This is a genomic window from Phormidesmis priestleyi ULC007 (assembly GCF_001895925.1).
In the GTDB taxonomy this organism is placed as follows: domain Bacteria; phylum Cyanobacteriota; class Cyanobacteriia; order Leptolyngbyales; family Leptolyngbyaceae; genus Phormidesmis_A; species Phormidesmis_A priestleyi_A.
In genome coordinates, this window is the sequence record NZ_MPPI01000006.1 from 152,710 (window position 1) to 167,950 (window position 15,241).

Below are 15,241 nucleotides of genomic sequence, written 5' to 3' on the forward strand. Positions count from 1 at the left end.
CACCTATGATGTCGATCGTCTATCAAGGAGCTATCAACGGGAGTGATGACATGTTTGAATCGGGACAGGTTCTGCAAACGCGGTATCAACTCCAGCATCGGCTAGGACGATCTCCCCAAGGGCGACAAACTTGGTTAGCCACAGATTCAGCCACAAACCCCCCAGAAGCTGTCATCCTCAAGCTTTTGGTATTCACTGAAATGCAATGGCATGATTTGAGGTTGTTTGAACGAGAGGCTCAAGTTCTAAAGAATCTAGATCATCCTCGAATTCCGCGATATCGAGGCTACTTTTTAGTGGAGCAACAGCCCCATTCACAACTGTGTTGGTGGGGATTAGTCCAAGACTATATTCCAGGTCGATCGCTACAGGACTTGCTAGAACAAGGAACCCGATGGAGTGAACAAGAGGTTCGCCGGATTGCTGAAGACGGGTTGCAAATTCTCAACTATTTACATAGCTTAAGTCCTCCGGTTCTCCACCGGGACATTAAACCGAGTAATTTGATTTTGGATGATGCTCAACAGGTCTGGCTGGTTGATTTTGGGGCTGTACAAGATCAAGTTGCCGTTACAGGTGTATCGTTCACTGTTGTCGGAACAGTTGGCTACGCGCCGCTAGAACAGTTTTGGGGAAGACCTGTTGCTTCTTCCGATCTTTATGCGTTGGGAGCAACGTTAATTCACTTACTGACTGGAGTCGCTCCTGCTGATTTGCCATACCGTGATTTAAGAATTCATTTTAGCGATCGCACCAGTACAAATTCTAGCTTTGTCAGTTGGATTGAGAAACTAACTGAACCTGCCTTAGAAAAGCGATTTAGCAGTGTCAATGAAGCCCGCGAAGCACTGGAACACGGGATAGATTCTGAAATCACACCTGTCAGCGATAGAGTTCAGACAGTTTGTTCTACCCAATCGAAAAAGATTCAATGCATCAGACCGCACATTGTGGTGAAGCAGACTTCTCCACAAATGCTGAAAATAAAAGTTCGTGAACCTTCGCCTAGCATCAATAATCGTGATCCTTTGTTTGTGTTCTATTCCGTTTGGGGTTTCACGACTTGTCTGTTGCTGCCATTTATTGGAGGAGCCTTCGCATTCATCTTTGCGTTCATCCTGGCTTATCTTGTCTCGATCCGCATGATTCTATCGGAAGCCAGAAAAATAGATCCCGAAAATGCAAGTTCGATTCGGTTTGATGCGGCAAGCGATCGTTTTGAGGTGACAACGCGATCGCGTTTCTCTGCAAGGCGAGAATCAGGGATAATCTCAGCGATTCGTTATCTTTCGATTACTTCGTCTCAAGTGTGTATCAACCAATATGCCTCATACACAGTTTGGGCAGTCACGATTCGAGCCAACCGAAACTACACAGTGAATTGGGGACTAACTGAAGAAGAGTGTATTTGGCTAGTGAACGAAATTCAGACTTGGCTTGACGCTAAAAAATAGTAGACCTCCGGCGTGAATCAAAATTTGTCCTCCTCACGAAGTGGGGCGAAGCCCTCGCCCAAGTTTAGGAGAGGGATTTAAGGTGAGGGAAGATTCGTGCAAGAGGTTTAGTGTTAATCAGAGCAGTTAAGGGCAGATACCTCAACCTCAACTGCTCTGTACTGCTCCTGTTCAAAGCCTCAATACCTATATATTCTTTCAATAGAGCGCAAGATGGCACTAGGTTTAGAACACATCACCCTTGCTGACGGCTCTACAGGTGAGCCAGCCTACGATCGTATTCCCAACCTTTCACTGTTTAGATAAATTGTAAACTTTTGCAGTAATCTGCACTTTGAGATCTGAGGAGATAACAGAGGTTAATCAAATTACTTTCTAGAAAAATAAGAAACGGTTTGGAGGCGCTGCATAACTGAATCGCGATCGACGTGTAGTAAGTTGGGGCTGATAAAAGAACAGCTTCTCCAGGCAATCGTCCAGTTTTCATAGGTTACGAACGACCATTCCTCGTCTTTTCATTCTGTTAGGAGTCGGGTTCACACTATGTCAGACATCAATGCCTTAATTGACGAAAATTTAGAGCGGATGCAAGTGCTTTCTCAAGAAGCAGATACCGCTTTAACCGAAGTGAATCAACTAGAACAGCTTGCAACTGACTTAGTTGCAAACCTCGCTGAGAAAGAACAAGCGGTGTTCTCAGGGTTTGAAACGATCGGCAGTCAACTAGCAGAGTTGGATCAGAAGTTGGAAACGGAACTACAAACTACGAAAGAAGATCTTGGTGAGCTACGACAAAAGGCAGAAGGAATTGAGGATCAACTTGAACAATTTGCCAATCAGATTCAAACTCAGTTGGGCGACTTGAAAACCCGTGCTGAAGAAATGCTGACAGAGGTCGAGTCGAAAGCGGGGGAAATTCAACAAGATTTGGATCAGTTAACTCAGCAGGCGCAGGGATTTGAAGCGGATGTGGATGGCTTGGAAGATGAGGCAGTTCAAGGTGTTGAGGAATTGGGGAACACCGTTGAAACCGCTAAAGGCGAATTTGAGAGTCGCAGAACTAACTTAATGGAAGGATTCAACTCGCTCTCGCAAGAAGTGGGCGAAAAGCTGCAAACCTTACAGCAGGATTTTGACCATTTAGTGCAGGAGAGTAGCACTCAACTAAGTCAGATAGATACAGCGCTAACCACGTCTGCCAATGAAGCGATGACTGCAATTCAAGAGAAGTTTAACGAGATTGGCGGTGAAATTACGACTTCTGCCCAGAAGTTAGCGACGGCTCTTGCCAACACGGGTGAGGCGGGAACTGATGACTGTGAGCGCATGAATGACAAGTTTGGTGAGGCGATCGATCGCTCTGGTGATGCAGTTTCTGTGATTCAGGAAATCGTGCCAGTGCTGGAAGACGTTGAAGAAGAACTCGGTTAACTATTCAGCTTAAACGGAGATGAACTATGTCAGAAGTTGTAGAGCTTAATCAAAATGTTGAGGAGACTACTGAGAGTTTGGAGCGATTGTCGGGTGTGCTTGAGCAAGTCAGCACACAGTTAAAGGATGCATGTTCGGAGGTGGAATCGGAAAGCGATGCTCTGAGTCAGGGGAATGAAATCGAAGCTCATCTAGATGCGCTAGAGCAGAGTTTGCAGCAGGCAGAAGACACGCTAGAAGGGGCGGAGTCGGAAGTCATTCAGGAGTTGGGTGAGTGGCAACAGGCGGTGACGGAAGCTACAAATGGATTGGAGGAAGGTGGGGGGGCGATCGCCGAACTTCAGGACGGGTTTCAAGAAGTGGCAAATGCCATCCCAGAATTTGAGGCAGAAGCCGCCGAAGTTGAGCAAGCACTGGCTCAGACAGCAGATGCGATTAGTCAACTAGAGGAGTCGCTGACCCAATCGATCGAGGAGACACGGCAGGCGTTTCAAACCCTAGATCAAGGGCTTTCAGAGTTTCAGCAGCAAGTTGAGCCACTATCCGAACTGGACAGCGATTTGGACGAATTGATCACTGACATTACTGAGACTCATCGGGAGGAAATTGAAACAGGTTTCAGTGAACTCAGTGAAGATCTGCGTCAAGAGCAAACCAGCGAAATTCAAACGACGGCTGATAGTTGCGAAACCAGCCTGAGAGAACAGTTTGAAACGTTTAGTAAGGAAGCCGAAGATTTAGCCGATCAGTACGAACAGGATGTTTCAGAGGTGATTTCTGACTTGGCGGATGAGTGCGAGAACGAGTATAAAACCAGGATTGAAGAAGCTGTGAATGATGTTGTAGACAGTGCAACTGATGAACTGATCAGCGAAGTGAACGAAGCTAATACTTCATTTGAGGATGGCTTGTCTGTCGCAAATGAGATCAAACCGATCGTTCATGACATCGTTACGGCTGGAAATGTTTTGGTGGCTGCTGATGAAATGGTTAAAGAGATGGTTGGTTAAGCGATCGTTGTGGATTGAGTAGCGATCGTGCCAGTTCAATGTTGTCTATTTCAGTAAACCATCATGAGTGCAGCAGATTTAATAGCTCGTATTGATGCAGCGAGGGGCGATCGACAGAGGGCAAGTGACCTGTTGGCAGAAGCCCGTGGGATGTCTGAACCCCAACCAGAACCTCCACAAGAAGGATTGCCTGACACACTCATTGATATTGTTCAAGGTGACTTTGATTGGGGTGATGGTCGCGATGTCGGAGGACTTTTTGGGGAAGTTCTCGGTGGTGCATTAGGTGGATCACTGGGTACTAGAGGAGGTGTCGCTCTCGGCGGACTCATTGGACCAGTTGCAGCGGTTGCTGGAGGAATTATTTTAGGAGGTGTTGGACACATAGTTGGAAGTGAAGGTGGAAGAGCACTTGGAGGTGAGCTTGGAGAAGAGATTGAAGATTTACTTGAAGGCAGAGGGTTTGGGACTGGAGATGAAAATTCTGAGGGCGCAATACCAGCACCACGAACTGGAGATCCAGTACCAGTACCAGTAATAGGTGATCGAGTGCCGGGGCTACCGACATCACATTATGGAGAATCTCGCGATCAAACGCCTACGAACCCCAGCAACACCAAAGCTAGAGAATACGATGCAAAAGTTAATGGCAATGACACAGGTTTGGTTGTTTACCTAGACAATCCTAACTCCGGAAGATCTGACAAAGACAATCCTAACTTTGGAATGGGGGATACAGAGTTTGATTGGGTAGAGTATGGACCAAATGGTAAAATAACGCTTCTAGACGCTAAGTATGCAGGTGACAGTGGCTACTACGCAAACTACCCGCAAGGAAGTGTAGCGCAAGCACAAAAGCAAATTTTAGCAATGGCGAACAGTGGTATTGACCATGAAAAGATACGAATAGAGTGGCGTGTGTCTACTAAAGAAGCACAGCAGGCACTACAGGCTAAGTTTAAGGAAAAAAGTATAGATGATAAGCTCATTACCGTTGAGTATTACCCTGAGGAAGAGTAGGTGGAAAAAATGGTTGATTACGTTGTCAGAATCCTTTCCTTTTGCCCTCAGAAGGTGGATATAGTCCATTCAGTACTAGCTTGCCCTGAGGTAGACAGATTGATTTTTCCAGCAGTACTTTACACCGGAAATGATAGTACTATCCCGATAAACTCTGCCGATCAATTTAATATTGCATCTGTATCTAAAGAACTTGTCAGGATGCCGGATGCACAAAAAGTAGAGCAGCTTGATGATGATCAAACCCTTGTTATTGCTGAATTGCGTGGAGAAAATAATATTGAGTTTTCTAGCACTATTAACTTAGTACAATCCCCTACACCCAATGTTATTAACTTAAGGTTTTCAAGCGAACATTTACAGTCTGAGGCTCTTACGCTTTCAAATCTCAAGAAATTGTTTTCTGAGCTTATCTCAGTTTTTCAAGCTGATCATGCCTCTATCTACGATCGTAAATCCATTCATCGATCAAAACATCCTAAGTATCTCAGGACAGCTAACTTTAGATCTTACCCAATTGAGATGGAGTGGCTCACTTACTTTGGACCACAAATGATTGAGCTTCTAGGGCACGAACGATTTACAAACTTACACACCTGCGTAGAAAAATATGATTTGCACGGAGGAACTATGGTGATTCTTCAGGAAGATCCATTTGATGAGGATAATCCTCAGCATCAGGAACGTCGAATCCAGGCAGAACGCGAGCTTCACTTGAGCTAGTAGGGTGGCAGTGCCCACTTTATTGAAAATCTTCCGTGTCAGAAGGCGAGCTATCAAGTTTAGAACACGACGGTTTCATTTCAGAACAAGAATCTTTCCGTCCAGAAGTCAAAGTAAGGTAGTCAAATATGAGTGATACAACCAGTTCGTTAGAACAACTAGCCACAGATGTGCCAGAGAAAATGAATCTCTTGGTTCAGGAACTATCGGCAGTTCAGGAAGAAGTAGATGGACTAGAAACCCATCTGGATGATATGAACGACAAAGTAGCAGATTTGCTGAGTCAGGTTGAAACGGCGTTAGATGGTTTGCATACAGAACTGTCGAATCAGCGATCGCAACTCACCGAAGAAGTGTCATCGTTAGACGGTGAATTTGAATCTTTGAAGAGTGAAGTTTCAACCGCACAGGATGAGTTAGCGACAGAGCTTCAAGAAGCGCAAGGAAAGCTGACAGAACTCAAAGGTAATCTAGAAGAGGGGCAAAATTCGATTGGAACAGCGGGGCAAAATGCTGTAACGATGCTGAGTCAGGCACACGGCAAAGTGCAATCTAGCCAAGAACAGTTAGATGGTGTAGTGGATGCGATCGCCCAAGAAATCCAGGAAGTTCAACAGGGTATCGAAACCGCAAAGACTACGCTCACCAGTCAAGTTAATCAGCTTACCGATGAACTCGATCAGGCACAGAAAGAAGTAGACAGTAAAGTTCAGGAAGTAGTAGATGCTTTCACCGACATTGAAGAACTGAATACTCAACTGACTGATATTCAGGACAAAGCGGTGAGGACACAACTCGACGGATTGTTAGACACCGCTAAACAGGACGTTGAAACCTTGCAATCAACTGTTGAAAGCGCGATCGACCCCGTTGTAGAAGCCATTCGCGGCTTAAGTGATGATCTATCGGATGTTGAGGGAGAAATCTCCTCAAAGCGCGAGGAGTTAGATGCTCAGTTTGACGAACTCAAAGAACTCATTGAACCGCTGAAAAAGGGTGTCGATGATGCTCGTGAATTGGCAGACAAACTTGCGCTTCCGTGGGCATAGAGTTTGAGTTAGAGGCGAAAACCCTATTAGTGATTAGGAGATAAGTCGATGGCAGATTTTCAAAGTGCGGCAGCGGAAACAACCGGGAAGTTGTCTGTTTTACTCGATGAAGTAGATCAAACTCACACTCAGTTGCAAACCACAAAAACAGAACTAACAAACTTCAAACAGCAGCTTGAAGAAGCTTGGACTAAATTTAGCGATCAGGCACAGTCACTTCTAGAACAAGTCACCACCAGCAAGAGTGAACTAACGGCTGAGGCAGATTCTGTCGAACAAACGATCGCCCAACTCAAGCAAAAGATTGATACCGTGCAGCAGGAGTTAGTGCAGGAGTTGGAAGATACGAAAGGAGCGATCGCTGCCGTTGATGACAAATTAAATGAACTAACTCCTGAGTTAGAAGGAGACTTGCAAGAAGCTGAGAGCGCACTCAACCATTTAGACGAGAAAGACATTGGCACCGAGCTAGAACAGGCAGTGACACAAACCCTGCAAGAGCTTCAAACAGTTAATGGCGACCTGCAAGGATTTCAAGCTGAACTCAATCAACAGACCGAATCTTTTGAAGGGTTCATTTCAGATCAAGCTGTTCCGGCAATTACCAGCAGTGCTACTGGTTTAACCGATCATTTAGATAGCATCGTTGATCAGTTTAACGATCAAATTCAAGCAGTAGGAGATGGCGTTGAACAGTCAATTCAAGGATTGATGGAGCAGGTAGGACAGGGACAGGAAACTCTGTTCGATCAGCTTGAAGACAATGCCCAACAGCTAGAAGAACTCATGGGTAAGCTAAACACTGCCGTTGAGACTGCCAGTTCCAGCGTGGTTGATGCAGGTCGCACAGTAGTAGACGGTACAGAATTAACCAATGACGGTTGTAAAACAGCGATTCAGTTGCTATCAGACGCTAAGGAATCGCTGGAAAAACTTTAGCGTTTGTCGATCGCAAAAATGACTTCACCTCGATCGCTAAAGGGTTGCCATCATGAACAACACAATTTTTCGCCACCTTCACTCGCCTATTGTAGACGCTCAAGCGCTACTTCGGATTTTGCCCTTCTCCTGCCTTCTGTGGGGACTGAGTGCAACAAGTTTCACTCTATCCGCAGTTAGTCAAGAACAGTCAGAAAACAAACCCATTGAGATCACGGCTCCTGACTACCTTCGGACTTCAGACCTACTCAGGAAACTAAGGCAGGAGTTTGGCGATCGCACCGACTCAAACCCTTCAGAGCAGGCAGAATTTAGTACTTATCGTTTAGGCCCCGGAGACGCTATTTCTGCTAACGTTTCACCCCGTGGGAAAGACTACAACTTTAATGCAACATTAGATTGGGCTGGTAATATTTCAGTGCCCTTAATCGGAGTCCTGTCTCTAAAAGATCTGACCCTGGAACAAGCTCAGGAAAAGATTCGGACTAGTTTAGCTGAGTATTTGGTGAATCCTCAAGTTGGATTAGTTTTAGCAAGTACTAGACCCGTCAAAGTCATGGTCACGGGTGAAGTTGTGAAGCCTGGATTTTATCCTTTACAAGATCCTCGACTTCCGGCTGCCTTAATTGAAGCAGGTGGCACGACTCGCCTTGCTGATTTGAGGACAGTGCAGGTGCGACGACGATCGGGGAACAAGTCATCACAAGAGCAGCAAATTGACCTCTACACGCCACTGCTCAAAGGCAGCGAATTACCCGATTTGCGGTTAGTCGATGGCGATGTAGTTGCAATCTCCGCCTTAGCTCCTGAGAAAGCAAACGAGTACGATCGCAACTTAATTGCGGGTGTCAATGTGGCACAAAAAGAAATTACCATTCGGGTTTTAGATTATTCCAGCGGTGTGAATCGAGTCCGTTTGCCCAACGGCAGCGATTTTGTGGATGCACTAACCTCGATTAAGCCAAACCTCAAAGATACCAACTTGAAAAAGGTAAGTTTGGTTCGATTTGATCAAGCGCAAGGGAGAGCGATCGAAATCAAAATCAACGCTAGAGATGCTTTGAAGGGCGATTCCTCCCAGAATCCAATATTGGAAAATAATGACGTGATTGTGATCAATCGCAACCTGATTTCCAAAATCAATTATTTTCTCAATCAAGTAACGCAACCCTTCAAAGATACTTTAGGATTTCTGCTGTTCTTTGACACCGCAAGCAATGGTGTTAACAAAGTGTTTGGCTCTGAAAAAGAAGACCGTTGAAATCAGGGATAAATCTATGAAAGTTCATCTGTTTCTGAAGCGCTACCTCGCCGCATTGAATCAGTATAAGTGGGCAGGACTTACTTCCTTTGCTTGCATTTCAGCGATTGCTGGAGTTGCGACGACGCGGCTGCCTGAAACCACTCATCTCGCTCAGGGAAAATTACTCTATAAGCCTATTGTTGAAGCAGCTCCAGCAACCGGAACTCAAGCAGTCGCGCAGAATTCTGTGCCTGGTATTGAGTCATTAATCTCCGATCAGCTACTGCAACAAACTTCTGACACGTTGGAGGCAAAACATCAGTCGATCGTGCCCAACGAGCTTCGGAATCGCATCAAGTTAGAGAAAGATCCCAAGCAAGAAAATCGGATTTTGATTCAGTCTCAAGATAGCAACGCAGAGCAGGCAAAACTCGTTGTTGAATCGTTTGTCAACACAGTGAGCAATCAAAGCCTTGCACACAAACGCAAGGAGGTTGAAGCCTCTCTTAAACTACTAGAAAAACGCAAGGCATTGTTGAGAAATAATCTTCGAGTTGCTGAAGAGAAGTTGAGAGAGTTTGGCAGACGGGAGAAGCCCGCGATTCAAGCAGCCGTAGACGGTAGTTTGGTCTCTGCAATCACGACGATTCAACAGCAACAGCGCCAATTTCGTCAACAGCTTGAAGGAACAAATGCCGAAATTGCCAGTCTCCAAAATCAACTCGGAATGACTCCACAGCAAGCCTATGTTGCATCGGCGCTGAGTGCTGATCCGACGATCGCCAACCTCACCACAAAAATTGCTGACATCAAATCACAAGTTGAAGTACAGCGTCGCGAACTACAGCCCAAACACCCAGACATCATCGCCTTACAGTATCAACAGCAAGTCAATGAAACTCAACTTCAGCGGAGAGTTGCAGAGATTGCAGGTGCCAACAGGGGGAGTTCTCCAGTTCAAATGGTTGCTCTTCGCAGAGTTAGTAACCTGGACAAGGCACGACAAGATTTGGCCAATAAGCTGGTGAATTTGCAAACTCAGCGCGATCGTTTAGCTCAAGAGTTAGGCATTCTCAGTCGATCTGAACCTGAGCTACGGCAAAATTATCAGGACGGGACAGAACTGAAACTAGAGCAGGAAAAACTGACAAAAGAAGTCGCTCGCTATCGAGAAACCTTTGATCAGACAGAAAAGCAATTGGCGGCGGCTGAACTAAAGAAGGCAGAAACCAGAAGCGATTGGGCGAGTGAGGGCACACCGCAGGTTAAAGAGATATCCAATGGGTTGTTGAATCGTCCTGTCATTCTGCTGGCAGGAGGCGTGTTAGGAGTCCTGATTGCTGGCACTACAGTACTACTACTAGATATACTGGGAGGCAGACTTTTGATTCCTGAAGAAGTTCAAGCAATTCTGCAACAACGGGTGCCATTTTTAGGAGTTTTACCGCATCTTTCCAAGCAAGCCGAGCAAAAATTTCCAGTTTTAATCAAGACAGACTCGCCTGATCTAGACGCTTACGAGTTGCTTCGGAGTAGTCTACATCGTCATAGCCAAAATCAGCCACTCAAAATGGTTGTGCTGTCTAGCACTCGCAAAGGTGAAGGCAAAACGATCGCTGCCTACAACCTGGCGATCGCGTCAGCCAGAGCGGGAAAGAAAACTCTGTTGATTGAAGCAGATTTGCGAACATCTTCGCAGGTGCAGATGTTAGGAGTTCCTACCTATCAGAGTGAGGAATTAGGTTCTCTACCCGAAGGTATGCAGATTGAAAGCGTTCAGCCAGTGCCCCACATTAAGAACTTATTTGTTTTACCCAGTTCAGGCTGTGTAGAACAGGTGACAGAGGTCTTAGACTCTAGCCAGATGCAGGAGTTGTTAAAGCTGGCGCGAGATGAATTTGAGTTTGTAGTGATCGACGCAACCGCTCTCCGTTTTAGTGATGCGCTGTTGATTGAACCCCTCACCGATGGGCTAGTTTTGATGACTCGACCCAGTTACACCGATCGCCGTAGCTTCAAGGTTGTGATTGAAAAATTAACAGAATTTAGCGACATCAAACTGCTTGGCGTGGTCATGAACAATGTCGCAAACTCAAATAAACATGCCCACTTGCTATCGCTGTAGATTGCGAAAAACTTGATTCTGAGGTGACTGTGGAAATGCAGAACAAAATCATTCATCACTACAGAATTATCAAACCGCTGGGAGCCGGAGCCTTTGGACAAACCTACCTGGCTCAAAACTTGAAACTGCCAGGTGAGCCTGTGTGTGTGGTTAAACAACTAAAGCCGCAAAGCACTGATCCCGAATCGGTTAAGGCAGCAAAGATGCTGTTCGATCGCGAGGCGAAAACCCTACATAAAATTGGAAGTCATGAGCGAATTCCTCAAATCTTGGACTACTTTAAGGAAGATCAAGAATTCTACTTGGTTCAAGAGTATATTGAAGGAAAAACGTTAAGAGAAGAGTTAGACAGTCAGCAGTCTTGGGATGAAAGCCAAGCAATTCTATTTCTGCAAGAAATTCTGCGGATTATAGCGTTTATTCATTCTCAAAAAATCATTCATCGCGATATTAAACCCGAAAATATTGTCCGTAGAGCTTCAGATCAAACGCTGTTTTTAATTGATTTTGGAGCCGTTAAACAATCTTGCTGTGATCGTCAACAGCCATCATCCACAATCATTCACAGCCGTGGATACAGTCCCCCAGAACAACTCGCTGGAATTCCAGAGCCAAGCAGCGACATCTATGCATTAGGAATGACTTGCATTGAGGCATTAACTAAAGCCACGTCCAAATCTTTCATACAGCTTAGAAAGACTAAAACTCAAAAAATTAACTGGTCTGAAAGCTTAAGAATTTGTCCTGAGTTCAAATCTATTCTGGATAAGATGGTCTGTATTAACTCTCAAGATCGGTATCCGACTGCTAATTGTGTGTTGCGAGATCTAGAACACATTGCCACTAGCTCCCCCAACAACTACACGCCAACAGAGATTACTACGTCTCACAATTTACACACTTACACGCCTACAGAGTTGAGAGCGGACAGTTTTACAGATTCCTCTTTAGGTTCAGGAGATTTTGAACAACCGTCGGAAGCGAGTCCCATTCTCAAAACTTCAGCGCCTCCACTGAAGAAGAAACTGAACTCCAGAGAGTTATCACTAGAATTGATTGAGTGCCTTAAAGATAAACAGAGAGCGCCACAGCCTAAAAAAGTAGTGGATACGACTCGCCAGTGGCTAAGAAAGAAATTTCTGATTATATCTGGCTCTTTAATTTTTACGGTTGTCGGGCTGCCGCTTGTTCTGATTCTTAATCACATTCATAAATCTGCCCATCTCTCCAACACAACCAGCAGTGAAACTGTCAATAGTCAAGAAACGTCAGCTATTTTCGAGGAAAAGAGTAACTTTAAAGAACACTCATCAGCAATAAAATTCTTAGCATTCGCACCCGATCGCAAGACCCTAATTTCTGGCAGTGAAGCAGGTTTAGTCAAACTGCGAGACATACAGAATTCGTCAACCACGACTCTCACTCAAACTCAAAGTCAGATTTTGGCAATGTCTAGTAGTGCTAATGGAAACACTTTAGCGATTGCCACCGAAGGTAAGTTGATTGAACTTTGGGACTTGAAACATCATAAAAAGATGAACCAAATTCCAACTCAACAGCTTGTTTGGTCACTTGCACTGAGCCAATATAGTGATTTAGCGGCTGGGGTAGTGGGCAAGATTAAGCTGTGGAAGATTCAGCCAAAGCTATCGGAAACGAAGCAACTTCCAGATGAGCGTTCTCAGTCAATCACATTTAATCCTGCTGCTGACGTTCTTGCTAGAGGAAGCGCTGATGGCACTGTCAAAATTTCTCATCTCGCATCTAACAAATCACAAAGCTTCCATAAACACTCAAACGCCGTCAATGCTGTTGCAATTGATGTCAACGGTGCACTTCTATTCACGGGTAGCGAAGACGATACAATTCGCATCTGGAATCTATATGCGCTGAGTGAACATATATTGCCTACCATACAGGCAGATTTGGGTGGGGTGAAGGCGATCGCAAGTAGTCCCGCTGCAAAAATAGTGGCTGGAGGCGGCGCTTACGGCACAGTTAAAATTTGGAACTGGCAGACAGGTAAAGCGATCGCCAGATCCTCAAATCATTTAACAGAAGTTACTGCACTGGCGTTTAGTCCAGAGGGTCAAGTGCTGGCCGTTGGTGACAGAGAAGGCAACATTGTGATTTATACCTTAAAGTAAATGCTGATTTTTTGAATTAAGGATTTGACGTATGGTAACCAAGAACAGCCAGCTATTAACTCATATCCACGAACTAAAACAGCTAATTGCCGACGATCTTGATAAAGATCAGTTCTTTCAACAGATTAGTCAAGATTTAGATCAAATTGTCCATGATTTAGGTTCAGAAAAGCTAGTTGTCCATCTTTTGAGTGGCGATCGAGACTTAGCAAACTCGTTTTATCATCTCCTAAACCCTAACCAAGATCTAGAGCAGAAGTATCAGTTTCGGTTTCAGGAATTGCCAAATCGATCGTTACAAGAACAGAAGTCTGTGCATCCAGCCTTTTTGGTGCTGCAACCACTAGAAGACGAGGTTAGACAGACTCGTTACACGCTTTCATTAAAAGAAGCGGTGATTGGACGTAAACCTGAGTGTGATATCTACATTCCCGATCACTACACTTGTGTGAGTGGGCGGCATCTGGAGGTGCATGGTTACTCAACAAACGATCAAGTTTCTCCCGATCAGTGGCAAGTCCAAAATTGTGCTGAGTGTAAGAACGGCACCTATATTAATGGTGAACCGCTTGTTGGTAGTCGCATTCTAAAATCTGGCGATCGTCTAGTCTTAGGGGACAAACTTCTAAGCTCCAAGAGTCCCCAACTTATATTTGCGTGTCCGTCTATCTCAAATAAAGTTTCGACAGAGGCTGACCATAACCCCTATAGAAGATTAGTAAACTGCGATGTTCTATTTCTCGTTGCAGATTCTAAACGTGAAAGTTTAGAAGCAGAAAAATTGTTAGATTTAGCCAGTGCTAATACTAGACTTGAGGTGTTTTCGATCACTTTGGTGCATGGCTCGATCGAGGTTTTTCAGATTACTCAACAAGAGGATTCTCCTATAAGTTTGGCGGATCTAAATCAGCAGTTGACTTTCATCAGTGAAAAGCAAGGCAGTTTTAAGCTTCAACGCATCTTATTTCAAATCAACTTAATCATTACTGAAGTTAATCAGATTCTTCTCAAAAAAAAAGAAAAACTCAAACAAGAGATTGAGGAAATTGAAGCTCAACAATCACCCGGAAATAGAAAAAGTATTGAAGCCGTATCCTTACTGTTAAAAGCAATTAATGAGCAAAAGATGGACTTGTTAAAAGCGATCAATTCTTCAGTCAGCCAAGCAAAACAAGATTTACTAGATGATTCATTATCAGACAGTATTCTACAGAAAATTCAGGAACTTGTGGATGACCTAGAAGCGCAAGTATTTAAGCAAGAAGGTAAGAAATATTTAGAACTAAAAGCTAAAGGGTTTGAGTCAAACGTGAATGACTTCATTGTCCAATTTTGTGAAAATGAACTGTTCAAATGGGCTGATGAAGAATGGAGAAAGATTCGTAAGGAATATGGTAACGGCGGTTTGGAAAGCTTAGTCAGAAGCTCAAATAGACTGCTGAAAACAGCCTGTGCAAACAGCAACAAAAACTGCACTGCGAAAATTAGGCCCAGACTTGAGGTTGAAGGAGTTTTTCAAGCTTCTCTAAGAAGAATACCTGTCAGAATTGAATATCAGGCAGAGCCAGCTTGGATTTATTTTATCAAGAAAATTAGAGGTTCTGTTTTTCAAGTCATGGGTATTCTATTTCTCTTCAGCTTTCTCGGTTTCAGCAGAACCATTATTATCAGAATCATCAACAAACAGATCTCTAGCTCTTTCTTTTTGTCTATTTTTGTCTTTGGTTTTATTGCTTGGTTGACATATAAATTATACAAAGATTATCAAAAAAATAGAGACTTTGACATCCATAAGTCAGCAGAGAAAATTAGACAAGACTTAAAGAATTACTATTACAAGGTAGTCAAAAATCGCTTTGTTGAGAGGATAACTCAAAGATTAGAATCCCAGTTAAAAGAAGAAATTGACGTGTTTGATCAGAGCCTTAAATCTTCCTTGGATATCACGAACAAAAACTCTTCCGAAACAAAAGACAGTCAGGTAGATACTAAAAGCTATCTAAGAGACTGCCAGGATCAAACTAGGAGATTAGAGAGAAAACTGAGAGATTTTCAAAAAATCAAAGACAAATTCCAAAGGCTTCAGTCGAGCAGCTAATT

General features: G+C 44.2%; 11 protein-coding genes. All 11 read left to right on the top strand.

Going from position 1 to position 15,241, the window contains the following annotated elements; translation table 11 throughout:
• Positions 1-5: 5 nt before the first annotated feature.
• The gene (locus BRW63_RS07615) at positions 6-1,454 is read left to right on the top strand and encodes a serine/threonine protein kinase (protein ID WP_223257320.1); all 1,449 of its coding nucleotides are present in this window, start codon (positions 6-8) and stop codon (positions 1,452-1,454) included.
• Positions 1,455-1,997: 543 nt separating this feature from the next.
• The gene (locus BRW63_RS07625; RefSeq protein WP_073070302.1) at positions 1,998-2,885 is read left to right on the top strand and encodes a hypothetical protein; all 888 of its coding nucleotides are present in this window, start codon (positions 1,998-2,000) and stop codon (positions 2,883-2,885) included.
• 26 nt (positions 2,886-2,911) lie between these two features.
• The gene (locus BRW63_RS07630) at positions 2,912-3,895 is read left to right on the top strand and encodes a hypothetical protein (RefSeq protein WP_073070303.1); all 984 of its coding nucleotides are present in this window, start codon (positions 2,912-2,914) and stop codon (positions 3,893-3,895) included.
• 63 nt (positions 3,896-3,958) lie between these two features.
• On the top strand, positions 3,959-4,915 hold the full coding sequence (locus BRW63_RS07635) for a hypothetical protein (RefSeq protein ID WP_073070304.1): 957 nt from the start codon (positions 3,959-3,961) through the stop codon (positions 4,913-4,915).
• Between the two features lie 9 nt (positions 4,916-4,924).
• Positions 4,925-5,638, top strand: a complete 714-nt coding sequence (locus tag BRW63_RS07640; protein ID WP_143162024.1) for a hypothetical protein — start codon at positions 4,925-4,927, stop codon at positions 5,636-5,638.
• 128 nt (positions 5,639-5,766) lie between these two features.
• Positions 5,767-6,687: a coiled-coil domain-containing protein gene (locus tag BRW63_RS07645; RefSeq protein ID WP_073070306.1), complete on the top strand. Its 921-nt coding sequence runs from the start codon at positions 5,767-5,769 to the stop codon at positions 6,685-6,687.
• Between the two features lie 48 nt (positions 6,688-6,735).
• A complete protein-coding gene (locus BRW63_RS07650) occupies positions 6,736-7,626 on the top strand; it encodes a hypothetical protein (RefSeq protein ID WP_073070307.1) in 891 nt (296 codons plus the stop codon).
• A 52-nt stretch (positions 7,627-7,678) separates the two neighbouring features.
• On the top strand, positions 7,679-8,887 hold the full coding sequence (locus tag BRW63_RS07655) for a polysaccharide biosynthesis/export family protein (protein WP_073070308.1): 1,209 nt from the start codon (positions 7,679-7,681) through the stop codon (positions 8,885-8,887).
• A gap of 16 nt (positions 8,888-8,903) precedes the next feature.
• Positions 8,904-10,994: a GumC family protein gene (locus BRW63_RS07660; protein WP_073070309.1), complete on the top strand. Its 2,091-nt coding sequence runs from the start codon at positions 8,904-8,906 to the stop codon at positions 10,992-10,994.
• Between the two features lie 35 nt (positions 10,995-11,029).
• Positions 11,030-13,141, top strand: a complete 2,112-nt coding sequence (locus tag BRW63_RS07665) for a serine/threonine-protein kinase (protein WP_073070310.1) — start codon at positions 11,030-11,032, stop codon at positions 13,139-13,141.
• Positions 13,142-13,172: 31 nt separating this feature from the next.
• Positions 13,173-15,239, top strand: coding sequence for an FHA domain-containing protein (locus BRW63_RS07670; protein ID WP_073070311.1), 2,067 nt, complete (start codon positions 13,173-13,175; stop codon positions 15,237-15,239).
• Positions 15,240-15,241 lie beyond the last annotated feature (2 nt).